The following is a 25782-nucleotide window of genomic DNA, read 5'->3' as shown; positions in this document are numbered from 1 at the left end:
TTTGGAGTAAATTCCATCAATATTTTATCAATTAAACTTCAATCACTCCTAAGACATATTAACCATCTTCCCTTTAAATGCAAGTTTTTCTCAATAAGTAACTGACTTGTATTAGTTACATTTCATATAATTAATTGTATTAGTAGATAATTTAGTGATCTGCACCGTTCAAGTAGATAAATTATTGAACATTGCACTTTCATCCATTTTTAAACCTTACTCAAGCATGGATTCAATCCAAGTATCACAGCTTGTAATCAAAATGTGTTGAACAGCAATAACACCGATTACGCACCTTAATGACCTTACAGCAATGAATATCGCTGAATCACGATAAGCCTGTGTTTATGAAGTAGATATGCATCCAGAGCTAAGAGAAGTTGTGCTGTAATGTGTAGAGCATTCTATGAAGTTGCACTACCCTTACCTTATTGCAACTCGACCAGAATGCATTAATGAACAAATCCGTAATGCGAAACTGCATCATTTTGCAGTAACGGAAGATCATATTACCAAGCAGTTTAAGAAGTATTGGGTCTTGTCTGGTGCTTATCATTTAGGGCCAAACCAACGACCATCACTGCATGACTTACGTGCCTTGGGTATTTATAACATTACGCAAAAGTATGGGAAAAAGTACGCACAAGCACTGGCTGGGCATGCAAATGTGAAGATGACCGACCACTATTTAGAAGGTCACGAAGCGCCAAAACCAGAGCGGATTAGCTACCGTTAGTCATGCCAAAGCTGATGCTTTCATTAAATGGATCATCAGCTTTGGTACATTTTAGGTCTACTCACTAAATCTACCTAAACAATATTTATAATTTTCTTCTTTACTCACATGCCCACCTACTTGAATACATGAGCAGAATAATTCTGCTTTGTGGTACTTAATTGATGCGGGAACATCAACGCCATAACACTTCGAATCGACCATAGATGGTTTTCTCAGAAATAGATTACTGCCGCCATTCACAGAGTAAATTAGTGCGCCTACTACGATAATTATTAGCATTAAAATTGGTGAATTTTTCTTAAGCATTTTTCTAATTTTCCAAATGAAATCTAATCCCAACTTTAATGAGCTTATTTAAATCCACTTTGGGACTAAATAGACTTTATGCATTAAAGCATATTCTTTTAATAGTTATCATGTAGCCCAAAACTGGAGCAAATTAACTACCGTTAGTCATCGTTTTTAAATTTAAATGGGCGAGTTATTAACAGTAGGAAAATATTTCATTCCCCGAAAGTTACCCGAAAACAAAAAGCCCACTTTTGAAGTGGGCTTTTTGTTGCTGAATTAACAGCTATATTTGGTAGGCATATCCAGACTCGAACTGGAGACCTCTACGATGTCAACGTAGCGCTCTAACCAACTGAGCTATACGCCTATATGCCACGCATAATATTAATTTTTTTTTACTTAGACAAGAACTTTCTCTTATTCTTCAATACAGATGAACAAGTTTTAAGCATTCGTTTTAACTCATCCTTGTCTTGCTGATTATGTTGTGGAGCATACTTAATCTTTTGATGTAATTGAGCAACTTTTTCAAAGATCTGTGCTTCATTCGTGTCAATTTGATCACCCAGTCGTTGCATCCAAACAGAGACCGTTTCAGCGGTTTTCTTACGCCAATTTGGCTGCAATCCTTTCGAAAAACGCTCAATTATGCGCTCAACTTCAGATGTACTTTTCCAATTATGATAAAAAATAAAGACAAAATATCCTGCTATCAGGAATGCAATACTGACAAATAAAACAATAACCATGGAATAGACAGAATGAATACCAAACTTAGTTAACCAACTTTGCTGTGATTCAGCATTATAGCCAACCACTTTACTTTGCCATTGATAGCTCGCGTAATCGCTCCAAATTCGCATGTTTTTGAGTAAGGCATATTGCTGATAACTCACACTAGAGCGTTCTGCTCCCCATACATTTTGATCTGCCTCCATAAAGTTTTGCATCCCCGAATCAATACGTTGCGGTGCAATAATCGCTGTCGGATCAATTCGAATCCATCGATCATGTAATTTAACTTCTGTCCAAGCATGAGCATCGAGTTGTCGAACTTCCCAGCTCTTGCCATCAGGAGCCAATTCTCCACCTTGATACCCAACGACTATTCGTGCAGGAATCCCCACATAACGCATCAACAAAGCAAAACTGGAAGCATAATGTTCACAAAAACCTTGTTTAGACCGAAACAGGAAATCATCAATACGGCTCTGCCCCAGCAAACCCGGTTGCAAGGTATAGGCAAACTGTTGCTGCTTATACCAGCCAATTAAATGCTGTATATATTGCTCAGGATCACGACCCGATTGTTCAAATAATTGCTGTGCTAATTTTTGTGAGTGTAGATCTAACTTTGCAGGATAATCCGTCGTGTTTTTGAATGTGATTTTCTGATTATTGGAAGGTTCATTCAGACTTGTCTTGCCCAACCATCGTAGCGCTATAGGATGACTCGACTGAACAGCACGATTTGATATTATGCTGCCATCCACCTTTAACGAATATTGATTATTATTGGGGATCGATTGATCCAACCCCATCACCCAACTACTCTGCGGATTCGCTGCTAAATATTGATAAGCAAACTGACTCTGCTGCAATAAAATTGTCCGATTCTCAGGTCCATAGTTGTGCTGATTTCGCTGACCACTGGTCCACGTTTGTCCATCATAGTGATCCAGCACCATCGCGCGCCAATACAATTCTGAACGCGGCGGTAGTTTCGACATATCACCTAAAATTCGGAATGCTAAAGCACTCGACTGTGATAATTCCGCAATATCCCCAGGGGACATACGATCACTCATACCTGTGACGGCTTTATTTTCAGGAATTGGGATATGCCATAACGGCGGTAAGCGCGGAAAGAACAGAAACAGCAACACAAAAAATGGTAAAGCCAGACCAATAAATTTAGTGACATGCTTAAGGTCCTGCTTCAATCCAGCCCTCATAGTCACTTGATGATGAAAATTTGAAGTTTGTAACCGATACAATCCCATTAAACTACTGACTAAACTAGTCAGTACAATCACTGCCATCCAAAACGACTGGCTAAAAAGGAATGAGCTTGCAGCAACAAATAATGCAAAATTAAAAATAATAATCACATCGCGACTATTTTTAATTTCTAAAGCTTTGGCAAATAGGAAGGTGGTCAATATGGCTACACCCGCTTCTACCCCAATAAATGTGTGATAACTAAAATAGATACTCGCAAGTGCTACCATTACTCCAAAACCTAACCATAGTTTAGAAAATACTGGTAATGCTTCTCGACGAAACTGAATATAAAGAATGCATATCGCAATCAGTAAAAGGACTGAGAGTACAATCGGTAAATAAAAGGCTTGTGCAATTAAAATTAAGCTTAAGCTAAGCAATATTGAAAATTTAACCGATACAGTAATGGTATTTTTCATACTTAAGCCTGTGCCAATAATCGTTTAGCTTGCTGTAATTGCTGCTCACCCATTCCCTTTGGTAGTTCAGCATGGGGTAAAAACAAGCGATACGCACATTGTTGTTGTTCACATTGTTCTATCAGCCCCATCATCAAACGCAACTTTTCCTCATGATCTGTACTTGGCATGTGTTGATAGTCAATCTCTATGCTGTGCTGATCATCATGCTGTTCAAACACTTTTACATAAAGTCCCTGCCCCCGTGCTACCTGCTTCCATGAAACTGCTTGTATCGAATCACCTTGGCGGAAATTGCGTAGTTCTCGAAATTCATCGAACTCAAGTTCCAGTTTTTGCTGGCTCCGCTGTTGCTCCATCGTAGGATATTCAGCACGCGGAGCTATCCAAGATTGTCCTGTTAAATATAGATAAGTCCATGCACGAACCAGTCCAAATGGATAGACTGAAAAAAACTTTATCGTCGGATAGGTAAATATCCCACGGGTATCTGGACTCAATTCGAGTGTATATCGATGTTGTAAGTCGCTAAATAAAATATGATCAAGCTGTTCATCTGCCTGTACCCACAGATACCGTGCTTGAGAATGACTTTGTTTAAAGTAGAGTTCTAATACTAAAGGCTGCCCCACTTGCCCCAGCTCTGCATAAGAAACGTCTATCTCTAAGCCATGCAATTGCTTAAAGGTAATGTAAAAACTAATACATAAAACAGCACTAATCAGGAAACAAAAACCAAGAATCAAGTTATTGGCATAATTCACACCAGCGATAAAGGTAATGAAGATTAGTACTAGGTATAAATAACCTTGCTGATAGATAAAAACCAGCACATCCTTTTGCGTGAGTGTTTTTTGTCGGGCAAAACTAAATCTTTTTTTTGTCCATTTTGACCAGAATGACTGAATCACATCGAGCTTCCTTCCGATTAGCTGATACGAATTTGGCGCATCATCTGAGCAGTTTCAGATTCACTTAATCCAATTCGATGTGCCGTGACTGCAACAAAAACCGCTTGTACATCATCTGCGGTGACAAAACTACGTTGCTCAATTAAGGCATGCGCTTGTGCAGCTTTTTTCAGTGCCAATAACCCGCGGGTCGACAAACCATGTCGTCCTTTACGACTTTCTTGTGCCAAATCTAAAAGATAATCCATCACCACATCGCCCACATAGACCTGCTGCACCAGATGTTGTAATTGCAGGATTTCATCTTGCTGAAAGACTTGTGCCAAGGTGGAAATCAGGACCTGTCGTGAATCTTGCTGCAATAAGAGTTTTTCTGCCGAGCGCGAAGGATAACCCAATGATAAACGCATGAGAAAACGGTCTAACTGTGATTCTGGCAAAGCATAAGTTCCACTCTGAAATAGTGGATTTTGTGTAGCAATCACCCAAAATGGTTGAGGTAAAGCATAACGAATACCATCTACCGTCACAGCACCTTCTTCCATTGCCTCAAGCAAAGCACTCTGGGTTTTTGGGCTACAGCGATTAATTTCATCCGCCAGTAAAATCTGGGTAAAAATCGGTCCTTGTTTAAACTCAAACAGATGTTCTTTTTGGTTAAACATATTCACGCCAATCACATCACTCGCCAGCATGTCATTGGTAAACTGAATGCGTTGAAATTGTAATCCAGCAATGTGCGCTAAGGCACTGGATAGTGTGGTCTTGCCTAAACCAGGTAAATCTTCAAAAAGGACATGCCCTCCTGCCAGTAAGCAGCTCAATGCCAATTTGGTCTGTTGTTGTTTATCTAGAATAATTTGATTAATTTGAGTCAGAAATGCCTGAATTTTACCGGCATTTGCTTGAATCGCAGCCTCGATTTTCCGTGTATCTTCTGCAAGGTGCTGTTCAGTTTTCTGTTTTGCCCAAATCACAAATGTTCCCCAATAAAAACGGCGCATGCTTAACATACACCGTTTTCTACTTTTTCCAAAGGAATCAGTAACTTTCTAAAAGACACTCAACACGGACACTTCTTTAAAGTCCCACCTGCAGAGGGATAACGCGCATCCACACAATAGCGATAAAAGGTTTTAGCATCCATAGGCGTTAAATCTGGATGATGCTTTTTCATATGTTCCAGATAATGATCGTAATCGGGCACACCCACCATCAAGCGAAAACTTTGTTGTAAGCGCTGCCACAAAGTCGCAATTCGCGACCAATTCTTTGGATTAAGAATCAAGTCTTTCTGCGACATGATGGTCATCTTGATGATTTTCACAATCATAGATTTACCATTCTTAGCAATTTTCAATTCCATGATTACTCACCTTTTGAAGTTACTGTTGAAACATTTTCTTCCACATAAACTGCTGGAGCTTCGTTCATGGTTGGAACTTTGCTTGCTAATGCACGACGAATGACACCAATCGAAGTAATTACCATCACAATTGCAACAATCATGAAGAAACCACATAAAAGCGCATTGATGTGGTTCGAGAAGATCACGGTTTGCATCTCTGAAACAGTTTTAGCTGGCGCTAATATTTCATTGCGAGCCAACGCATCTGAAAAGCGATTCGCTTGTGCCAAGAAACCAATTTTTGGATTTTCATGGAAAATCTTTTGCCAGCCTGCAACCATACAGGTGATGAGCAAGAAAATTGTTGGGATGATGGTCACCCACACATATTTTTCTTTTTTCATCTTAAACAAGATGACAGTACCCAAAATCAAGGCCATGGCAGCCAACATCTGGTTACCTACACCAAACAATGGCCATAAAGAATTCACCCCGCCAAGTGGATCGACAACACCTTGGTACACGAAGAAACCCCAACCACCTACGGCTACAGTCGTGCCAATCACATTACCAAAGAATGAACCTGATTTTTTAACTGCTGGAATAACGATACCTACGGTATCCTGCACCATAAAACGACAAGCACGTGTTCCAGCATCAACTGCGGTCAAGATGAATAAAGCTTCAAACAGAATGGCAAAGTGATACCAGAATGCCATCATTGAGCGGTTATTGAAAATTTCCGAAATGATATGAGCCATACCAATCGCGAAGGTTGGAGCACCACCCGTACGAGATAAAATCGTTGACTCACCGACTTCCTGTGCCAACAAACTGAGTGTTTCAGGTGTGACCACAAAGCCTAGATTACGTACCGCCTCTGCAGCAGATTCAACCGTGGTTCCCAGTACAGCAGATGGTGCATTGATGGCAAAGTAAATACCTGGATCAAGTACAGTGGCACAGATCATTGCCATAATGGCAACGAATGACTCCATCAACATGCCACCATAACCAATCACCCGAATATCAACTTCGTTATCAACCAGTTTCGGTGATGTACCACTCGATACTAAGGCATGGAAACCTGAAATTGCACCGCAGGCAATGGTAATGAACAAGAAAGGAAATAAGCTGCCTGAGAATACTGGACCTGTCCCATCAATAAAGTGCGTTACGGATGGCATTTTCAGCATTGGCATAGCCACCATGATTCCGACAGCTAAGCCCGCAATTACCCCAATTTTGAGGAAGGTAGACAGATAATCACGTGGTGCAAGTAATAACCAGACAGGCAGTACAGAGGCGATAAAGCCGTAGATGATTAAACACCATGTGAGTTGTGTCCCTGTCAGGGTAAAGAACGGTCCCCAATAAGGATCTGCGGCAACCTGACCACCATAGACAATCGCCATCATCATCAGGACAAAACCAATGATCGAGACTTCAGCAATTTTCCCTGGGCGCAAGTAACGCATATACACACCCATAAACAGGGCAATTGGGATAGTGGCAGCAATACTAAACACACCCCACGGGCTATGTGCTAATGCCTTCACTACGACCAGCGCCAGTACCGCTAGGATAATGATCATTACGCCTAGTGCCCCAAGCATGACCACAATTCCAGCAAAAGTACCGAGTTCTTGTTTCGCCATTTCACCCAGCGAACGCCCATCTCTACGTGTAGAAATAAACAACACCAAGAAATCTTGTACTGCACCAGCAAAGACCACCCCGATCAGTAACCAGAGTGTTCCTGGTAGATAACCCATTTGCGCAGCGAGAATTGGCCCCACCAAGGGACCTGCACCTGCAATTGCCGCAAAATGGTGTCCGAACAATACATATTTATTGGTCGGCACATAATCTAAACCATCAGCTAAACGATGTGCTGGTGTTAATCGCTTTGGATTCAGTTCAAAGATTTTGGTTGCAATAAAAAGACTATAAAAGCGATAAGCAATGCTATATACGCAGATAGCCGCTAAAACTAGCCATACCGCATTAACATGTTCTCCACGACTAACCGCTAATATTCCAAAAGACACCGCGCCTATAATCGCGACTAAACTCCAGACAAGTTTTGAGGGGAGCGTAGATTTTTGTTGAATCGTATCCATTCATGACCTCATTCAGATTCGTTAAGCAGTTTGTATTCTTATTCGCGTTGTCTGCCGAATTCCTTATTCACTCTACTCCTTATACTTTCGTATTCCTCTACGACTTTGGGATGAAAAGGTTGATTAATCATGTTATTTTTAAGGTAAATCCAGATCGCCCTTTAAAAATTCTTATGATCTTCTATTCTTATAAAGCAACAGTTTAGTTAATTGGAAGAATTTTAACCAAACTTAGTAAAATCATATATTGTGAGTACTTCCATTCATACTCATTTTTATCATACTGAGTGATTCTAAACTTTGCTCCTTAAAGCCCGCTGAAAAGATGTAGCTTGAACTCATTCAGATGACCTGTGATTAGAATTAACTGAGAAGAAATGTTGGTGCTATCGTTACCGATATTTAGCCATGCCAAAGATTCTTACAATTGGTCAATATCCCCTCATCAGATTAGCCGAGAAGCTATAAAAAAGCGTGATGAAGCAAAGGGTTTGCGTGTTTGTAACATTAACCCTATCACTCATTGCGCAGAAAAAAAAGTGGAGGCTAAAAATACTTGTACAAATACTTTTAAGCAGATTATTCAGAAGTCTATCAAGGTAAAAATGGCTATCCAATCTCACCTGTATTGTGTGTGATTTTAGACAAGTTGCCTTTAGGATGCTTATAAGGGTATAGGCAATAAAGATGTAAGAGCTATTTCATCAGTCGACGAACTCAAATCATACGTAATACATTAATAAAAAAGATAGATTTCTCTTGTCAGTCACTTTAACCTTCTCTTTTTTCAGGGAGTACCATAGATGATTTATGGATTATCGGTATAGAGTTAAAGCTAACCACATGTTAGATAGAGCACAATAATTAAAGAAAAGAGAAGCTTAGAATGACCTTAATTCACAAAAAATGGGCGAGATTAGTCCTCCTGTTTATTATTCTTTCTATTGGCTGGATAATTCTCAATATTGCCTATCTCACGACTGATCTAAATAAAATTAAAGACCTTAGTACCACATATTCAAGATTGATTGGACTCGTTTGTTTTATCACCATTTATATATCGGTAGTTTGGAGCTTAGAACACTATAATCTGTCAAATTTTAGGAAATTTTTTATATCTTTATTTCTTGCTATTGGCTTATGGATTGTATGCGGTTTGATTGCCTTGATTACCGTTGTATTACTTGGTTTTAGTATATGAAATTAATTCAAAATAAATTAATCTAAACTTAAAGAACTTCTAATTGAATTGCAGAAATCATTGATATTCCATAGGTCGTAATAAGTTATGAAATATAGGTTGATTCCAACCACTCATTCTCTCTTCGATTCTATTGATAAGCTTCAGACTGCATTCTTAAAGAGACTTTCTCCGATTCCGCAATAAACATCCAAGAAACGAAAGTACCATTTATAAAATAGTTCTGTACAAAATGTAATCTGTGGGTTTAACTTACACGTCGCCTCATCATATTTAGAGCATTGGTTAGAGCTACACTTACTGCATTGTCCATTTATAGAGTAGATCGTTTTTCTAATCTTTTGCTGGCTTCAAAATATTAAGTTTCTTCACTAAGCAAGAGCTTCTGATCACATTCATAAAAACGTGCTTTCACACCACTCCAGATAGAATCTTTCACTTGCTGGTTCGTCTGCATCTGAAAATTGTCTTCATCAATCTGATAAATCATATATGAGACTATGCGCTCGTTATTTTCAAAGACAAAGTGAAAATCTGGCTGCGCCTTTGTCTCTAAATAAGTTACTGCATGACACTGGCGCATAAAATGATCCAGTAACGTCACAATTCTCTCCTCACCCTGTATTTCACGAGGACTTTGTGGTGGACTGTGTAATCGTGTCATTTCAGCAGGAAGCAAATCTTTAAGGTAAGTCTTTTTATTTAAGGGCTTAAACGTAAAATACAGCGCAAGTGCAATAATGCTAAAACTCAACAGCATGATCATATAAATTTGAGGTTTAATGGCTAGCTCTCCCCCAATCATCTACCTATTCTTTAAGTAATGCTGATAGCCGAAGCGCAATCCTCTTCGGCTTAAATGTGATTTATTTCTTTACTTGGTAAGCCTTAAATTTAGCGCGTTGCTCATTCAAGCTATCTACCGCATCTTGTTTAATATCATCAATTCCAATCATGGCAACATCATATAAAACATCTTTTTGAGCCTTAGAGGTACGCTCAGCGTCATAAGTCATCCAGTTATCTGCTGTTGAATATACAGCGACATCTTGCTCCAAATACTCATTCGCCAGTAAACGAATGGATGCTGAAGCAGAAGTTTGATGGGGTGTAATTTGATAAGCATACTGAATATCAATCGTGGCATTGGCTGCTTTCAACAATGCACATGTCTTGTCGTAATCTTCTAGCTCAAGCCCTCTATCTATAATCATATTGTCCAGTTCTTGATTGGTGATGTAGGCTATTTGACACTCTACTTTCGCAAACACATGCGTTGAAATAAATAAAGCTGGCAAAATTGCCAAGGTACTCTTGATTAAGCCTTTCATAAAACTACCCCTGAGATAAAAATAAAAAGCCAATAAATCGGCTAAAAAACATCATTGTATAGGTAGTTTCACATTTGTAAAAATCAAAAATTATGGCAGGTTAGACCATCTCCCCATAGATGCTTATTTGAGCACTTTTGAAATTGACGCTCAGGCAGCAACACGTTATGGTTGGACTCCATACTCTGGAGGGTTCTTATCTTTTATTAGATTGAATGAATTCCAGAGATGACTTAGCAAAAAACATGGAGGATTTTGTCACGGCGCTAAGGCCGTAAAGGAGTAAAATGATGATCTGATGATTACAAGAATCACAAATATAACAAGTGGACCTAGATCGGTGCCATGAATAAGGACTATAGAACACCCCCTTCCCCAAATAATTACTTCATCGCTTTCAGAATGGTATAAGGAATTACAATGCCTGAAATTATAGATCAAGACAGAATTACAGCTTTAAACTCAATTACATGGGCAAAATCATTTGAAGAGAATGATTTTTTATATTTAAAACATGTAATTAATGGATTAATAGACAGTAGTAGTAATGACTCTATATCGGTTCAAGTCGATCGAAATAAAAAAATAATACATATCTTTGAACCATTTGCTGCACTCAATGACTTAGGTTATGGTTCCCCATCCGTTGTTTCAATCGATGTCGCTACCGAAGGAAAAGTTAAATTTCTAGGTGGTGACGAAAATGGAATAGAAATCAATTCAGACCGATTGTTCGATATAGCTATAGTAAACAAACCACAAAACCTCACGGCAGATATATGTTTCTGGCATTTTGTCGATGCGATAGGTTGTGCATGCATGGAACTTTGTGAGTCATGAGCGTTTTAAGGCTCTCAATTGAGAGCCTTTGATATAAAACCCTCTTCCCTTAATTTCCAATCCAACGCCGTTAAACCATAGCCCTGCGTAAAAAGATTCAGGCTGCGAATAGTCTCGCATAAATTCTTATTCTTCTTTTCATATTGACCTAAGTCTTACTTCATAGTTTTTAATCTAAGAACAGACTTTAGAATGAGAAATCACTATGGAAAACTATCTGAAAGCAACTCCCCTGTTAGACTTTAATCATCCGCGAATAAAAGAACTCACCCATCAAAAAGAATGGAATCGACTTGATGATGTGGAAAAAGTAAAACAGATTTATAACTTTGTGCGGGATGATATTAAGTTTGGATACAACACCAGTGACGCAATTAAAGCATCCGAAGTATTAACTGATGGCTATGGACAATGTAATACCAAAGCCACCTTATTGATGGCACTATTAAGAGCAGTAGGCATTCCTAATCGTCTACACGGCTTCACTATCGATAAGAAATTACAGAAAGGTGCGCTTGATGGGATCTGGTATGCGCTTTCTCCAGATAATATTCTGCATAGCTGGGTCGAGGTCTTTGTCAATGACAACTGCTACATTCTGGAAGGTGTTATTCTAGATAAACCATACTTAGCACAACTTCAAAAAATGAATAAAAATACTTCAAACGTTTTTTGTGGTTTTGGCGTTTTCACAGAGAATTTTGATCATCCTCCTATAGATTGGAATCTCAGCAATACCTACATTCAAGACAAAGGGATTAATCAAGATTTTGGATTGTTTGATAGCCCAGATGATTTCTACAAAACGCATCAGCAAGAATTTAGTTACTTAAAGGGCGTACTTTTTAGAAATTGGATCAGGCATTCTATGAATAAAAATGTTAATACGATTCGATCTACAAAAATAACCTAAAAGAGGATTTTCATTATAAAAATGACCAGTAGACATGAAACAGCATTCATGATCATAACTGATCTAGATGGTTCATTACTCGATCATCGTCATTATGATTGGGTCGCAGCAGAATCCTGTTTGTGCCAGTTAAAAAATAAAGCCATTCCGATTGTGTTTTGTACCAGTAAGACACAATCCGAGATTGAAGCCTTACAAAGGCAAATGGGCTTACTGGGTCAGCCCTATATTGCTGAAAATGGTGCAATATTGTCTATAAACCATGAGATCCAGATCATTTCTGATGCTGCGATTGGTCTAAGCTATCCTCAAATTACAGAAATATTAAGTCAGATTAGAACAACTTATGGCTTTCAATTCATTGGATTTCATGATGTTGACACTATTCAAGTTGTACAGTTAACAGGGTTAACCCTTGAGCAGGCACGATTTTCGCAAGAACGTATTGCATCTGAACCTATTTTATGGAAAGACACTGCTAAGAATTTTGCGCTCTTTCAGCAATTATTGGTTTCAAAGCAACTGGATCTGATTCAAGGAGGTCGTTTTTGGCATGTGATGAATGCTGGCAGTCATAAAGGGGCCGCATTCAACGCATTTATGCAACAAGAGCTGCAACAGCAGAGAACGTGGAAAACAATCGGTCTAGGCGACAGTCCTAACGACTTATCATTTTTAGAACTGACCGATTATGCAGTCATTATTCGCTCTGCCTTAGACAAAACAATGCTGTTAAAACGTAAAGACAAGCACAATATTTATCATAGTCAATATCAAGGTCCTCAGGGATGGTGTGAAGGTATTCGACATTTTTTACTATAGCAATTTACTTTAGAAAGGAGAGCTATATGTCTGATTTTCATCAAAATGGAATGTTTACTAACTTTCACAATCTTACCCGCCGACCTGTAGAAGAGCTAGAACAAGAATTACTCACCTTTTCAAAACGCCGAAAAATGGGCTTAATTTTACCTTCCTTATTTAGTGAACTTGAAGGTCCTGCCCTCAATCACATTATTAATGAACTCACCAAAGTGCCTTATTTGGAAGAAATTGTAATTGGGCTAGATCGGGCAAGTCGGGAGCAATTTTTATATGCAAAAGAGTTTTTTGGGCGACTGCCACAACGACATCGCATTTTATGGAATGATGGTCCTCGTTTAAAAGCAATTGATGAGAAATTAAAAGAAAAAGGGCTTGCCCCCTTAGAAGCTGGTAAAGGTCGCAATGTCTGGTTTTGTATGGGCTACAACTTAGCATCAGATCGAACCGACTGTGTAGCTTTGCATGACTGTGACATTTTAACTTATGATCGCTCTTTACTGGCGCGGCTGATTTATCCTGTTGCCAACCCTTCTTTCCAGTACATTTTTTGCAAAGGTTATTATTCACGTATAGCGCAAGATAAACTCAATGGACGCGTTTGCCGACTACTTGTGGGTCCCCTATTACACTCTTTACAGCTGGTGTATGGTCATCACGATTTCCTAGCGTACTTGTCCCATTTTCGCTATGCGTTATCTGGTGAGTTTGCAATGCGGACTCGCGTACTGAACAACATTAAAATCCCGTCAGACTGGGGGCTAGAGATTGGGATATTGTCGGAAATCTATCGGAATTACAGCCCTAAACGCAGCTGCCAAATCGAAATTCTGGATAACTATGAACATAAGCATCAATTATTAACACATGAGGATGGAACTGGCGGTTTAAAACGTATGAGTCAGGACATTATTTTATCTTTATTACGTAAATTGGCGATATTGGGGGTGAATGTGACCAGTGACTCATTCCGAGTTTTGAAAGCAACCTATTATCGTAGCGCCCTAGATATGATCGAAATTTATCATCATGATGCCGTGATGAATGGGCTGTCATTTGATCAAAATGTTGAAGAAATAGCAGTTGAGTTATTTACACAATCTATTCTAGAAGCTGGTCAAGCATTTATAGACAGACCCAATGATCAACCCTTTATTCCAAGTTGGAATAGAGTGCAATCCGCATTTCCAAATATCTTTGATGAAATTTATCAAGCGGTTGAAGAAGATAATGTTGGAAGCGTCTAAGCTTTTAATACTTTAAAGGATAAAATGATTCGGATATAAGTCCGAACCAGTGACTCTATAAAAAGCTCAGGCAATAATTTTACACATTTTAACAACCTCTCCTAAGAATCCTCTGGCATACAAATCCAATCCATTTATGGATGGAGCTTATGAGATGTATCAAAAAGAAAGGCATATATTTATATAGTCAAAGGATTGTTTATAATGATCGTTGGGAGCCTTCAGAAATTGATGCTCAATACACGACAAGTTATACATTGGTGAGAGATCAAAATTATAAAATGACACTTATTGATCGAGTCAGTGTTCAAGACTACTTGGCGAAAAAGCATGGGGAATTTTTAGCGCGCTACTGAGGTTTTTGGAGAATAAAGTTGTTAATATAAATAATTATATAATTATAAAGAGAACATCATGTCAGTAGAGACCTATTCAAAAGCAGAGCTTTCGGAAACGACCTTGGTTGCTCTTGTAAATTTATTAAAATTAGATGGTTACGATCTGGATCAACTTTTACTACATTACGTAGATCATATTTTAGATAACAAGTTCTCCGTGGCTGATGCCAGTGTAAAGCTAGCGAGTATTGATCGCCTAAAAGCTTGCATAGATGATGCGAAACAGAATCCTTTACTGGAAACAGACCCATCAAATAAAAAGTAACCCATTTTCGATCATTTTTGAATTGATTCAATTTTATGCTATAAGGTAGGCGCTTTTTTTACTTTTTTGCCATTTGGGCTTTTATGAAAAATACTTCAACTTCGAATGATACCGAATCAACCGTATTGGGTTGGAAATTTATTGCTATTGTCGGAATTATCACGACCATCTTTTTTACTTTTTTGTATTTGGCTATGTCTAGCGATCCTGAGTATATGCCTAACCGTGAACCTAAAGCTGCGACGCAACCAGCGGTAATTCCCCCAGCACAGCCAACCACGGAATCTCATGCAGTTGCTCCTGACGGTGAAGATGGTAAAGCACATTAATTGTTTGCATCAAAAACCCTCGCCCGAGGGTTTTTGTTCGAATGTACTTAACTTTTATAATTAATATGAAACTGAGTAATGTATGAGAGATGAACTAAAACAAATTTTTATTCGCGGATGCGATGAAAAGATTGAGAAAAAAGGCGACAACGTAGGTTTATCTTTTTATGCTTTTTTTAAAAATAAAAATGACAACCCTGAACTGTTAATGGAAGCAGCGCATTGGTGGATCATGCAACATAAACTCGATCACTTTGAAAAAGCAGTTAAGATTAAGCAGCTTATTTTAAATGAGTCTTAGCCCCTCTGGTATATAGAGCATTTTTATATGCATTTACATGCTTCAAATCATCACTATTCTTAGTGTAGTTTTTCCATTTTAATTATGTATACAAACTCTCCAATCTTTATTCATCAGAGTTTTAACAGGTTCTGAATGTAAATGTAGATGTATTTACAGATTACTTCTAATACCACCGCTGCACTTCATATATAGCATTTATGCTCAACATAGAACCTGAAACACTTGATTCAAGAATTCAGGATGGTCTATACAACAAACCATTTCGAGATGGTCGAAAGAGTTACTGGCTGCTCTCTTATGCGCAGTCAGTTGTGACCAACACTACAGCCGCTTAAAGCGGCTTTTTTATGAGGTGGATTTCATAATGTGAGTATGATTTAATAATTAAAATAATTAGATATTAAAAAACAAATGCTTATAAATGAAAAAGGGATGATTAATCATCATCCCTTCGATAATAGTTTTGAATAAAACTATTATGCACGTTCTAAGTATTCACCCGTACGAGTATCTACACGAACGCTTTCTTCTTGCTGTACGAATAATGGAACACGTACAACAGCACCTGTTTCCAATTTCGCAGGCTTACCGCCACCGCCAGAAGTATCACCACGAACGCCTGGATCAGTTTCAACGATCTTTAATACAACGAAGTTCGGTGCATTTACATTTAAAGGCACGCCATTGAACAACATAATTGTGCAAAGTTCGTTAGAATCGTCTTTTAACCATTTTGCAGCATCGCCCATTGCTGTTTTGTCAGCTGCGATTTGCTCAAAAGTTACAGGATCCATAAAGTTCCACAATTCACCGTCGTTGTACAAGTAGTTCATTTCTACTTCTACAATGTCTGCACCCTCAAGAGAGTCACCAGACTTGAACGTTTTTTCTAATACCTTACCTGTTTTAAGGTTACGTAATTTAACACGGTTAAACGCTTGACCTTTACCTGGTTTAACGTATTCGTTTTCCATGATTGAACATGGGTTACCGTCAAGCATTACCTTAAGGCCTTGCTTGAAATCATTTGTAGAATAATTGGCCATGACTGGCACACTCCAAACTTGCTAACTTAAAATCTGTTCATGCTAGAATAGTCGATTAATGCTAGACTAGCACTATTTTTAACACGTGGCATGATAAACTATTTGTATCAAGAGCAAAACTGGCAATCTCAACTGAGTGACTTAATCACAGACCCTTTAGAGTTGCTTGAAACGCTCCAGTTATCACCAGAGCAATTATTATCAGGGGCAATCTTGGCTTCTGAACAGTTCAAATTACGTGTTCCACGTGCGTTCGTCGGAAAAATGAACATCGGGGATAGCTTTGACCCACTTTTATTGCAAGTTTTACCGCATCATCTCGAGTTAAATGATCATCCTGAGTTTGTGACTGACCCCTTGGGTGAAGAACAAGCCAATCAGCAACCTGGTGTATTACATAAATATAAGTCTCGTTTTTTATTAACACTGACGGGTGCTTGTGCCGTACATTGCCGTTATTGCTTCCGCCGCCATTTTCCATATCAAGAAAACCTGCCGAAAAATGAAGATTGGCTCAATATTCGAGACTATATTGAAAGTCAGCCTGATGTGAATGAGGTGATTTTAAGTGGTGGAGATCCGCTTACACTTACCAATCGCAAGTTAAAACTCTGGATCGAACGATTAGAATCATTACCACAAATTAAATTTTTGAGAATTCATTCACGGGTTCCTATCGTAATCCCCAACCGTGTCGATGAAGAGCTAGTTTCTTTATTAAAAAACAGTAGGCTACGCATTATTCTGGTGGTACACTCAAATCATGCAGCAGAATTAGATGATTTTACTTGTGCCAAACTTGCAACATTGGTTCAGAATCAAATCACCGTTTTAAATCAGTCAGTCTTATTAAATGGGGTTAATAATTCTGTACAGGTTTTAGTCGATTTAAGTTATCGACTGTTTGAAGCTGGCGTCTTACCTTATTATCTGCATGTTCTTGATAAGGTCAAAGGTGCTCAGCACTTCGATTTAGCTTCAAACGAAATTGATGAAATTTACAAAGAGGTTTTAGCGAACTTGCCAGGATATTTGGTACCTAAACTTGTCAGGGAAATTGCGGGCGAAAAAAACAAAACACCGCTTTTTGGAGTTTCAACTTTCTGAGTTAAATAACAATTATGAACATGAGCACCGCAGAAATGTTTCAAACACCAACTGAATTAAAGTTGGATAAATTGAGCTTTTGCCAAAGCACGGTGACGGACATTCAAGATTGGGTGTCCAATTTATCTATTTTGCAATTAGGTGATTCTTCCCGCGCGCTTTTCAATGCTCTACTCGAAGTTTCAGAACTTCAATGCAGCGAAACATTACGTTTTGATCTTATTCACGCCATTCATCCGACTATAGAGAATGTATTAACCAGTTTAGAAAAACATTTTTTCAATCAGGGACTCATTACCACTGATCGTAATGATCATATTATTGAATTGGCGATGTTGTTACGCAGCTGCTTTGCAAAAACTTATATTGATATTGCAAAACGATGTGATCAGTTACTAGATCAGCAGAAATTTTCAATTTTTGCCTTTAATCAAAAGAAAAACTTGCAAACTGCTCGCATTTTGGCAAGTTATTACGGATTGCAACAACTTGCTCAACTGTTGTATCAACAGCAAATTCTGTATACCCACCCTTTATCGGGTCAGTGGTTAGTAACCCACCAGCTGATGCAAAGTGCCATACAACACAACTTTAACCAGACCAATATCAATCAGTTACAAGGTACTCAACACCAACTTCAGACAATCAGTCAGGTCTATGCACAAATTATTCTGTTAGATATTTTAAATCCGCATCAGATTCGACCTTCTGAAATTCAAGGACTGTTTTTGTGTAGCAATGATTGGGCAAAACTCATTCAAATTCTGCCTAAAGAAACTACTTTATCACGCTATGTCGTAGATACTTCTTTGGATCTTCCGCCTGTATTTAATGCGCATCAGAATAGTAGTTTTAAACCGTCGATTTATATCTCTACACAAAACTTATTGGACCATCTTACTGAAGCCCAAGGCAAACATGGCGAATATCTATCTCGTAATGAGAAAATTTTTCTAACACCAGCTTTACACTTTCATATTCATAGTTTGCTCACTAGTAATGCTGAACGACGTCATGAACGTTATGAATACTCTGCTCAATTGCATATTTGCTTCGGTCTGAGCGTAGCTCACTTCTATTTATCCAAAGGTCGAAACTTTAACGAGACCTTAGAGCTTGATGCCCACTACGGCTTACAGTCTGAGAGTAATATTTTTAGCTCTATGAGTGACAATAATTTACTCAGTACCAATAACGTCAAAGCCTTAGATCGAGAAGCCAAACAAATTTACCCTGCTGAAGTACTGGATATTAGTGTGAATGGCTATCGAATTAAGTGGTCAGGCAATACACCAAAACATCTAAAAACGGGCGAATTTATTCTAGTGCAGGAAAATGCGCAAAGTGAATGGCGTGGTGGCGTAGTCCGCTGGATCAAGCAATCAACTGAAAAAAGTCTTGAACTTGGTCTGGAAATGCTCGCTCAGGATATTTTCCCATGTGCTGTTTATGTCAAAAATGACCGTAATACAGGCAATTACTACCCTGCTTTACTGGTTCAGACTTCGGAACTCAATGAGGTATCAACCACGCTGATTCTGCCAGGCTCACATTTATTTAGAGAAAAGCAAACTATCCATTTACGTTTAGGGCAAGACGAACTAAAAGTTTATCTATTAAAAGCACATTTAATAACACAAAGTTTTATGCGATTTGATTTTGAATTATTGAATGATCAGCAAGAGCATCTGGTCGAAAACTTTATTCAAAAACAATCCAATGAAATAAAAAATCATGATTTATGGGAAGCATTGAAGTGAGAAATCCACTATTGTCCAAAAAGTTAAAACGTACGGAAACTCGTTTACTCATTATCGATGATAACCAAATTCGTTTTAATAAAATTTGTGAGCTTTTGACAGCAAGCGAACATCAAGTCCATGCATTTTTGCTGGATGATCTACAGACCTTCGAAAAACAGCTTCATTTAAATTGGGACATCGTCATTTTTGGTCGTGCTTACGATTTAAAGTATGAGCAAGCATTAAGTTTAATTCGCTTATCTAAACAGCCTGAACTTCCGCTCATTTTACTCAAACCTGACAATTATGAGCCAAATCAATATGCGACTTATATTCGAAAAGGAATCTACGATGTCACCAATCTAGATTATCCTGATCGCTTCTATCTTTCCTTATTGCGTGCGCTTTCCTTTAGCCGCCTTAACCAAGGGCAGCTGCATTTAATGCAGGAATTGGAGAATATACAAACGCAAGCGCAGGCTTTGGTTGCTGACAGCAATAAAGCCGTTGCGATTATCCAAGAAGGTATTCATATTGAAGCCAATCAGGATTATCTCGACTTATTTGGCTTAAAAAGTGAAGATGACATTATTGGCTTGCCTTTGCTTGATATCCTACAACCCAAAGATTTGAATGATTTCAAAGTACGCTTTAAAAAAATATCGCAAGGTCAATTTGATCAAGCACGTTTAGAAATTACGACGCTGAATGATCATGTAAAACTGAATCCACTCAAGATTGAATTTTTACCTGCAAGTGAAGATGATGCCTTACAAATCACCATTGAATTAGCAGCAAATGAAGTCATTGCTACGCCATTAGTTAGCACACCAGTAGCCGAAATAACTCCTCAAAAACCCAATACATATCAACAAATCAACCGCACTATTGCGAAACAACCTTCTGATTTTAATGCCTTGGTTTTGTTCTCGCTCGCTGCTTGCCCTGAATCAGTCTTCCAGCAAGATTGGTCTACGTCAAATGCCTATTTTTCGAATATACAAAATTTTCTAAAAGAACAAACCAATGTACCATTATTTAAAATCAACCATGCCTTGTATATAGGACTATTCCAAGGTGCAAGCGAGGATGTGCTTCAGTCTAAACTAATCGGCTTAAGCCCATTAAGCAAACCGCAATTATTAGGTGTCAATCAGCAAACGTTCCCATTAAATTTACGCATTGGCTACACCCTCATCAATAAAGAAATTAAAGATGAGCAGCAATTTGAGCAATATACAGAACGTGCATACAATACACCTTTACCTGCGCAGCAAGAAAATAGTATTGAACTTGCTGCATCTTCACCGAGCAATATCGAGCTAGTTGATCACAGTCTAGACCTCAATCATCAAGGAGAGACTAGCCTGCTCAATGCCTTACAAAAAAGCTTGGAACGAGGTGAAATTCACCTTAAATATCAACAGCTCTATGACAAGCAAGACAGCAATTTATACACTTACGAAGTCACCAGCGGCTTCATTTACAAGAATACATGGCAAGATATTACAGCGATTCGAGAGTTAGCTGACGATCCTGAGTTTTCAATTAAACTGGATCGCTGGATTTTGGTTGAAGCATGCAAACAATTGCATAACTTTATTACCCAATATCCAGATGCCAAAATTATTGTCAATTTGAACAAGGAAGTCCTCTTCTCTGACCGTAGCTTCCCTGAGTTTATTGCCAAATTAATTACCATTGTGGGCAGTAAGCAAGCTCATCCTTTAGTGCTCCAGTTCTCGGAAGAAGACATTTCCAAAAATCTAAATGATGCGCAGAAATTTACCGCTCAATTAATTCAAAGTGGTGCAGAAATTTCTTTACGTGATTTTGGTCATTCCATCTACAGCGAGTCTATCTTGAATCAAATGAATGTCCACCAAGTCACCTTGCACTCTCAGTTAGCGAAAATGTTGGATTCAGACAAATCTACGGAAGATTTACAAGAACAGATTAATCACTTCCATGAAATCAAGCCAATACAGATGCTATTGCGTGAGCTAAACAATATGACCATGTTCGCAAATGCATGGAACGTCGAAGCGCGTTATCTGCAAGGTGATTATTTCCAGAAAAAACTGGACCATTTGATTGATGTACAAGACCAATAGGTCTTGTACACTGCTACCAATTGCTACATTTAATAATCTAAAGACATAAAAAAACGAGCCATTGGCTCGTTTTTTTACAACTGGGGTATTAGTCGCGTTTGATAGAACGAGACATACCAGCAAAACGTTGCTTGAATTTGTCGATACGACCACCAGTGTCAACGTTCTTTTGCTTACCAGTGTAGAATGGGTGGCATGCAGAACATACGTCTAGGTAAAGAGTTTCCTTACCAACAGATGAACGAGTTTCGATTACGTTACCGCAAGAACAAGTTGCTACTAATTTTTCATATTTTGGGTGAATATCGGCGCGCATCGTCGATTACTCCTAAGTGTAAGAAAGGCTTATGCTGTCATCGCAATTGACCACTCTTGCAAATCGCAAGGAAAGCTAAAAAGCAGGCCAACACCACAACAGACCATTCTTTTGGCCCACCGAGACGGATACCGTCAGAGCTAAGCACAACAAGTGGGCACTATTATACGGTAAATAAATTAAGATAGCGAACTATTCTCTTCATTTCATTCATCAGGATTTTGTTTTGACCACCGATTCGCAATAATGCCACACACCATCAGCTGAATTTGGTGAAAAATCATAATCGGCAAAACAATCATCCCTAAGGGCTGACCAATAAATAAAATCTGCGCCATTGGAACACCACTTGCGAGCGTCTTTTTAGAACTACAGAAAAAAATCGCGATTTGGTCTTTGCGGTTAAAGCCAAATAACTTCGGCAGATAATACGCCAATAGCATAATGACTGTTAAAAAGACCGAACATGCCAGTACCAAAAGCAACAGGGTCTGCCAACTCACTTCATTCCACAACCCTGCAACAACCGCACTACTAAATGCGCCATAAACCACCATCAAAATGGAGCCTTGATCAAAACTTTTAACCAGTCGTGGCACTTTCATCATATGAGGGTAAACCAGCGGACGAAACAGTTGCCCCAACACAAATGGTAATAGCAGCAATAAGGTAATTTGAATGATCGAGGATGTCGGATCAAACCCATGTTCCGATTTCCCTAGAATAAACACACTCACCAAGACCGGAGTAATAAACATCCCGATGATATTCGAGAATGAGGCGCTACACACTGCACTGGCGACATTCCCTTTGGCTACTGACGTAAATGCGATTGAAGATTGTACTGTTGAAGGCAAAAAACACATGAACAAGAAGCCCCAATAAAGTTCTTGCCCTAGCATGGGTAACAATACAGGTTTTGCCAACAAGCCTAAAATAGGAAATACCGCAAAGGTAAAGGCAAAGACCAGTACATGAAATTTCCAGTGCATAATCCCCTGAACGATTGCTTCACGGGATAATTTTGCACCGTGTAAAAAGAATAAAATAGCGATTGCAATCGTGGTGATGACATTAAAAAAATGGGCAGCTGAACCAGAGACAGGGAGAAAAGAAGCCAGTACAACCATGGCAACTAAAAGTAAAGTAAAGCGATCCAAGGCAAGAAGCTTGAGCATGTTCATTGCTTAACATCCTGTTATATCTATTTTAAAAAAGTAAAGATGAAATAAAACCCAGTAGACAAATTTTACCCGCAGGTCAACTTCATCTTACTGGGCTGTACAAATATTGCTAGCTGTTCAAGGGCTATATTCAATATTTAGTTAATCAATAACACGAGGCTTAGTTATTACGTGCGTTTGAATCTTGCTGAATCAACTCCACTTTATAACCATCAGGGTCTTCAACAAAAGCAATGACGGTGACACCACCTTTCATTGGACCTGCTTCACGCACAACCTTACCCCCACGCGCTTTAATCTCTTCGCACGCTTTATAGGCATCTTCTACACCAATCGCGATATGACCATAAGCATTGCCTAAATCATACTGATCTGTATCCCAGTTATGTGTCAATTCAAGCACTGTGGTGCTGTCTTCATCACCATAACCAACAAAAGCCAATGTGAAACGACCTTCTTCATAATCACGTTTACGAAGCAAAGTCATACCGAGCACTTCGGTATAGAACTTTAAAGATTGTTCTAAATTGCCTACACGTAGCATGGTATGGAGCATTCGCATATTATTCATCCTTCTGTTGAAGTTGTGTGTGTTGATGATCACGGAGTAATTTCGCGACCCAAACCACCAAAATTAAAATCGGAATCCCAATTAGAGTGGTCATAAGGAAAAAATTTGGATAACCAATATTAGTTACTATCGTACCCGAATAACCGCCTAATATTTTAGGTGTCAGGGTCATCAATGAACTAAAAATAGCATACTGTACTGCGGTAAATGAAACGCTGGTCAAGCTAGAGAGGAAGGCAATGAATGCCGCACCCGCCAAACCTGAAGCCAAATTATCAACAATAATCGCAAAATATAACCACAAAGAACTGTATGGCTTAATGACTTTACCTGTAATCAATACGTCTTGTTGAGCATCGGTAGGTGCGCTAATTGGATCAACTGTCAACTCTAGAGCAGACTGTTGATTAGACACTTGATACACATGGCTGACCTTGAGTGACGAATCTGCATGCAGTTCATTTAATTGGGCTGTAAGTTGTTTATTTTTTGCATTTTGCAGTAATTTACCCTCTATAGCAGCACTGAAAATGCCCTGTGCATCGAGTTTGGCTGGATAGGATTGACCATCCAACCATATGCTGACAGGTTGATCCGCCTGCAATTGGCCGATATCGACACCCTGAACTTGACCTTTGACTACTACAGATTGCTTGGCTTCTTTCGGACTTAAGGCATTATCCGCAGTTAGAGGGAATAAGATCATCGATTGAGAGGTAGTACCTGTTAAATAAGGCATATCTACCGATGTTTTTTCTTCAGGTTGGTCTGTATACGCAACCGAAGCTTGAATTTGATTAGACTGATTCAGTACCTGAGCAGGAACATGCAGCTTCCAATACCCCACCTCATCTGCTTGTACCTGATATTTCTGTTCCCCAATAGATACTTCAACGGGCTGTAAAGGCTGACCAGATTTTACCAAACCGATAAAGATTAAGTTGGTTGAACTGGCAAGAATAGCCCCTACAAACATCAGTTTCATGATGTTCATGCGCTGTGCCAGTAAACCCCCTAAAAATCCCCCTAAAAGACTAAAAATCACCCCATATATTTTTACGGCTTCCGCAATCTGCTCTTTGGTAAAATTCAAGTCCTGATAAAAAACATTAGAAATCACACCCGCGATAATGTCAGAAATACGGTAAAAACCAATCAGCAGTAACAGCACTAAAGCTAACTTTACGCCATAGCGTTTAAAGAAATCTGCAATTGGATTTACCCAAGTTTCAAACGCCATTTGCTTATTGACGGCACCCATCTTGACCAACAGTGTACCAATCAGCAGTGCAATTACAGCAGAAGCGATAAAACGTAATGCCTCAAAGCAAAACAATAAAAATGAATCTTTTATCGCTAAAGATGCTGTCAAAGCTTCAATCAAGGCCCCTGAATAGATATAAGAGAGTACAAAGCTGATCACCGCGACAAAGAACACCATCACTAAACGGTAGTAATCTGAGCGTTGATAATCTTTATAAATACGATTGACCTTCGGCTCACGGATAATCAAAGTGGTCACAATACCCACCAACATTACTGCTGCCATGGCGAGATAGGTGATTTTCCAAGCACTGTAAATATAATTGCCTTTGGCTGTACCTAATGAGGCCGCCAGAAACAAAGCTCCGGCACCTGCCACAATCATGCCGATACGATAACCCGCATTATAGGTCGATGCTAAAACCGTCTGCATTTCGGTTTCAGCCAATTCAATACGGTAAGCATCAATCACAATATCTTGCGTTGCCGCAGAGAAACCCAATAACACTGCCCCAGCAGCCATTTGATATAAATAGCTCTGCCCTAAAGCAGGGTCGGAAAATGCCATAATACAAATAGCACAAATAATCAGACACTGCGCAATCAATAACCAAGCGCGACGACGCCCCAAGCGCTGGGTCAAAAATGGAACAGGTAATTCATCAATTAAAGGCGCCCAAACAAACTTAAAGGAATAGCCAAGTGCTGCCCAACTGAAAAAAGTCACCGCACTTTTATCAATCCCAGCTTCGCCTAACCATAATGAAAGGCTAGAAAAGATGAGCAAGATTGGGATACCCGCAGAAAAACCGAGGAACAGCATAATTGCAGCTCGCCGATCTATAAATGCCTGAAATGCAGCTTTCCATCCATTTGCTTGAGTTGTCATTCGGTTATTATTTTCTACAAAAAAATCATGTGTGCTATTCAACCGTTTAAGTACTCGGGTTTCAA

The 25782-nt window shown here is 38.9% G+C and carries 23 protein-coding genes and 1 tRNA gene; 11 read left to right on the top strand and 13 right to left on the bottom strand.

Features of this window, described 5'->3' with window-relative positions:
- Positions 1–406: 406 nt before the first annotated feature.
- Complete coding sequence (locus MKI85_RS01490) at positions 407–736, top strand: site-specific integrase (RefSeq protein ID WP_241624298.1); 330 nt, start codon at positions 407–409, stop codon at positions 734–736.
- 584 nt (positions 737–1320) lie between these two features.
- Here MKI85_RS01490 and MKI85_RS01485 read toward each other — a convergent pair.
- From MKI85_RS01485 to MKI85_RS01450, 8 genes are all read right to left on the bottom strand, one after another.
- Positions 1321–1397, bottom strand: a tRNA-Val gene (locus tag MKI85_RS01485).
- A gap of 28 nt (positions 1398–1425) precedes the next feature.
- Positions 1426–3453 (bottom strand): transglutaminase family protein, encoded by a 2028-nt coding sequence (locus MKI85_RS01480; RefSeq protein WP_241624296.1) that lies wholly within the window; start codon positions 3451–3453, stop codon positions 1426–1428.
- A 2-nt stretch (positions 3454–3455) separates the two neighbouring features.
- Positions 3456–4361, bottom strand: coding sequence for a DUF58 domain-containing protein (locus MKI85_RS01475; protein ID WP_241624435.1), 906 nt, complete (start codon positions 4359–4361; stop codon positions 3456–3458).
- Positions 4362–4381: 20 nt separating this feature from the next.
- Positions 4382–5341: an AAA family ATPase gene (locus tag MKI85_RS01470; RefSeq protein WP_413351768.1), complete on the bottom strand. Its 960-nt coding sequence runs from the start codon at positions 5339–5341 to the stop codon at positions 4382–4384.
- Positions 5342–5427: 86 nt separating this feature from the next.
- On the bottom strand, positions 5428–5733 hold the full coding sequence (locus tag MKI85_RS01465; RefSeq protein ID WP_241624434.1) for a YbdD/YjiX family protein: 306 nt from the start codon (positions 5731–5733) through the stop codon (positions 5428–5430).
- Positions 5733–7835, bottom strand: coding sequence for a carbon starvation CstA family protein (locus MKI85_RS01460; RefSeq protein WP_241624292.1), 2103 nt, complete (start codon positions 7833–7835; stop codon positions 5733–5735). Before MKI85_RS01460 ends, MKI85_RS01465 begins: the two co-directional genes overlap by 1 nt.
- Positions 7836–9394: 1559 nt before the next feature.
- Entirely contained in the window at positions 9395–9841 is a 447-nt protein-coding gene (locus MKI85_RS01455; RefSeq protein ID WP_241624290.1) for a hypothetical protein, read from the bottom strand.
- A gap of 61 nt (positions 9842–9902) precedes the next feature.
- Entirely contained in the window at positions 9903–10367 is a 465-nt protein-coding gene (locus MKI85_RS01450) for a hypothetical protein (RefSeq protein WP_241624288.1), read from the bottom strand.
- Between the two features lie 420 nt (positions 10368–10787).
- On the opposite strand from MKI85_RS01450, the gene MKI85_RS01445 reads away from it, so the two are divergent.
- From MKI85_RS01445 to MKI85_RS01415, 7 genes are all read left to right on the top strand, one after another.
- Positions 10788–11207: a hypothetical protein gene (locus tag MKI85_RS01445; protein ID WP_241624287.1), complete on the top strand. Its 420-nt coding sequence runs from the start codon at positions 10788–10790 to the stop codon at positions 11205–11207.
- A gap of 205 nt (positions 11208–11412) precedes the next feature.
- Entirely contained in the window at positions 11413–12120 is a 708-nt protein-coding gene (locus MKI85_RS01440; protein WP_241624285.1) for a transglutaminase-like domain-containing protein, read from the top strand.
- Between the two features lie 21 nt (positions 12121–12141).
- Positions 12142–12942, top strand: coding sequence for an HAD-IIB family hydrolase (locus MKI85_RS01435; protein ID WP_241624283.1), 801 nt, complete (start codon positions 12142–12144; stop codon positions 12940–12942).
- 26 nt (positions 12943–12968) lie between these two features.
- Positions 12969–14189: a glycosyltransferase family protein gene (locus MKI85_RS01430; RefSeq protein ID WP_241624279.1), complete on the top strand. Its 1221-nt coding sequence runs from the start codon at positions 12969–12971 to the stop codon at positions 14187–14189.
- Positions 14190–14603: 414 nt separating this feature from the next.
- Entirely contained in the window at positions 14604–14852 is a 249-nt protein-coding gene (locus tag MKI85_RS01425) for a hypothetical protein (protein ID WP_241624277.1), read from the top strand.
- Positions 14853–14935: 83 nt separating this feature from the next.
- Complete coding sequence (locus MKI85_RS01420; RefSeq protein ID WP_241624275.1) at positions 14936–15181, top strand: hypothetical protein; 246 nt, start codon at positions 14936–14938, stop codon at positions 15179–15181.
- Positions 15182–15263: 82 nt separating this feature from the next.
- Complete coding sequence (locus MKI85_RS01415) at positions 15264–15482, top strand: DUF6500 family protein (RefSeq protein WP_241624274.1); 219 nt, start codon at positions 15264–15266, stop codon at positions 15480–15482.
- 479 nt (positions 15483–15961) lie between these two features.
- Here MKI85_RS01415 and efp read toward each other — a convergent pair whose 3' ends face one another.
- Positions 15962–16531, bottom strand: a complete 570-nt coding sequence (gene efp, locus MKI85_RS01410) for an elongation factor P (RefSeq protein ID WP_241624271.1) — start codon at positions 16529–16531, stop codon at positions 15962–15964.
- A gap of 90 nt (positions 16532–16621) precedes the next feature.
- Between efp and epmB the strand changes: the two genes are divergently transcribed.
- From epmB to MKI85_RS01395, 3 genes are read left to right on the top strand one after another with little or no spacing between them, the layout of a single operon-like run.
- Positions 16622–17638, top strand: a complete 1017-nt coding sequence (epmB, locus tag MKI85_RS01405; RefSeq protein WP_241624269.1) for an EF-P beta-lysylation protein EpmB — start codon at positions 16622–16624, stop codon at positions 17636–17638.
- Between the two features lie 14 nt (positions 17639–17652).
- Positions 17653–19398, top strand: a complete 1746-nt coding sequence (locus MKI85_RS01400; RefSeq protein WP_241624267.1) for a GTPase — start codon at positions 17653–17655, stop codon at positions 19396–19398.
- Complete coding sequence (locus MKI85_RS01395) at positions 19380–21494, top strand: EAL domain-containing protein (protein ID WP_241624265.1); 2115 nt, start codon at positions 19380–19382, stop codon at positions 21492–21494. Before MKI85_RS01400 ends, MKI85_RS01395 begins: the two co-directional genes overlap by 19 nt.
- A gap of 88 nt (positions 21495–21582) precedes the next feature.
- Here MKI85_RS01395 and rpmE read toward each other — a convergent pair whose 3' ends face one another.
- The 4 genes from rpmE to MKI85_RS01375 all read right to left on the bottom strand — a co-directional run bounded on the left by rpmE (position 21583) and on the right by MKI85_RS01375 (position 25717).
- Positions 21583–21810, bottom strand: a complete 228-nt coding sequence (rpmE, locus tag MKI85_RS01390) for a 50S ribosomal protein L31 (RefSeq protein WP_241624263.1) — start codon at positions 21808–21810, stop codon at positions 21583–21585.
- A gap of 206 nt (positions 21811–22016) precedes the next feature.
- Positions 22017–22994, bottom strand: coding sequence for a bile acid:sodium symporter family protein (locus MKI85_RS01385; RefSeq protein ID WP_241624261.1), 978 nt, complete (start codon positions 22992–22994; stop codon positions 22017–22019).
- A gap of 160 nt (positions 22995–23154) precedes the next feature.
- Complete coding sequence (gene gloA / locus MKI85_RS01380; protein ID WP_100242898.1) at positions 23155–23556, bottom strand: lactoylglutathione lyase; 402 nt, start codon at positions 23554–23556, stop codon at positions 23155–23157.
- A 1-nt stretch (position 23557) separates the two neighbouring features.
- On the bottom strand, positions 23558–25717 hold the full coding sequence (locus MKI85_RS01375) for an AmpG family muropeptide MFS transporter (protein WP_241624259.1): 2160 nt from the start codon (positions 25715–25717) through the stop codon (positions 23558–23560).
- Positions 25718–25782 lie beyond the last annotated feature (65 nt).

It is taken from the genome of Acinetobacter zhairuonensis, assembly GCF_022601715.1.
GTDB lineage: Bacteria > Pseudomonadota > Gammaproteobacteria > Pseudomonadales > Moraxellaceae > Acinetobacter.
This window is presented reverse-complemented; position numbering and strand designations above follow the sequence as displayed.

What these genes read in the sequence shown, in the direction of transcription:
- MKI85_RS01490 (WP_241624298.1), top strand. Translation starts at nt 407, where the DNA reads ATGAAGTTGCACTACCCTTACCTTATTGCAACTCGACCAGAATGCATT.
- MKI85_RS01480 (WP_241624296.1), bottom strand. Translation starts at nt 3,453, where the DNA reads ATGAAAAATACCATTACTGTATCGGTTAAATTTTCAATATTGCTTAGC.
- MKI85_RS01460 (WP_241624292.1), bottom strand. Translation starts at nt 7,835, where the DNA reads ATGGATACGATTCAACAAAAATCTACGCTCCCCTCAAAACTTGTCTGG.
- MKI85_RS01455 (WP_241624290.1), bottom strand. Translation starts at nt 9,841, where the DNA reads ATGATTGGGGGAGAGCTAGCCATTAAACCTCAAATTTATATGATCATG.
- MKI85_RS01450 (WP_241624288.1), bottom strand. Translation starts at nt 10,367, where the DNA reads ATGAAAGGCTTAATCAAGAGTACCTTGGCAATTTTGCCAGCTTTATTT.
- MKI85_RS01445 (WP_241624287.1), top strand. Translation starts at nt 10,788, where the DNA reads ATGCCTGAAATTATAGATCAAGACAGAATTACAGCTTTAAACTCAATT.
- MKI85_RS01440 (WP_241624285.1), top strand. Translation starts at nt 11,413, where the DNA reads ATGGAAAACTATCTGAAAGCAACTCCCCTGTTAGACTTTAATCATCCG.
- MKI85_RS01435 (WP_241624283.1), top strand. Translation starts at nt 12,142, where the DNA reads ATGACCAGTAGACATGAAACAGCATTCATGATCATAACTGATCTAGAT.
- MKI85_RS01430 (WP_241624279.1), top strand. Translation starts at nt 12,969, where the DNA reads ATGTCTGATTTTCATCAAAATGGAATGTTTACTAACTTTCACAATCTT.
- MKI85_RS01425 (WP_241624277.1), top strand. Translation starts at nt 14,604, where the DNA reads ATGTCAGTAGAGACCTATTCAAAAGCAGAGCTTTCGGAAACGACCTTG.
- MKI85_RS01420 (WP_241624275.1), top strand. Translation starts at nt 14,936, where the DNA reads ATGAAAAATACTTCAACTTCGAATGATACCGAATCAACCGTATTGGGT.
- MKI85_RS01415 (WP_241624274.1), top strand. Translation starts at nt 15,264, where the DNA reads ATGAGAGATGAACTAAAACAAATTTTTATTCGCGGATGCGATGAAAAG.
- efp (WP_241624271.1), bottom strand. Translation starts at nt 16,531, where the DNA reads ATGGCCAATTATTCTACAAATGATTTCAAGCAAGGCCTTAAGGTAATG.
- epmB (WP_241624269.1), top strand. Translation starts at nt 16,622, where the DNA reads ATGATAAACTATTTGTATCAAGAGCAAAACTGGCAATCTCAACTGAGT.
- MKI85_RS01400 (WP_241624267.1), top strand. Translation starts at nt 17,653, where the DNA reads ATGAACATGAGCACCGCAGAAATGTTTCAAACACCAACTGAATTAAAG.
- MKI85_RS01395 (WP_241624265.1), top strand. Translation starts at nt 19,380, where the DNA reads ATGGGAAGCATTGAAGTGAGAAATCCACTATTGTCCAAAAAGTTAAAA.
- rpmE (WP_241624263.1), bottom strand. Translation starts at nt 21,810, where the DNA reads ATGCGCGCCGATATTCACCCAAAATATGAAAAATTAGTAGCAACTTGT.
- MKI85_RS01385 (WP_241624261.1), bottom strand. Translation starts at nt 22,994, where the DNA reads ATGAACATGCTCAAGCTTCTTGCCTTGGATCGCTTTACTTTACTTTTA.
- gloA (WP_100242898.1), bottom strand. Translation starts at nt 23,556, where the DNA reads ATGCGAATGCTCCATACCATGCTACGTGTAGGCAATTTAGAACAATCT.
- MKI85_RS01375 (WP_241624259.1), bottom strand. Translation starts at nt 25,717, where the DNA reads ATGACAACTCAAGCAAATGGATGGAAAGCTGCATTTCAGGCATTTATA.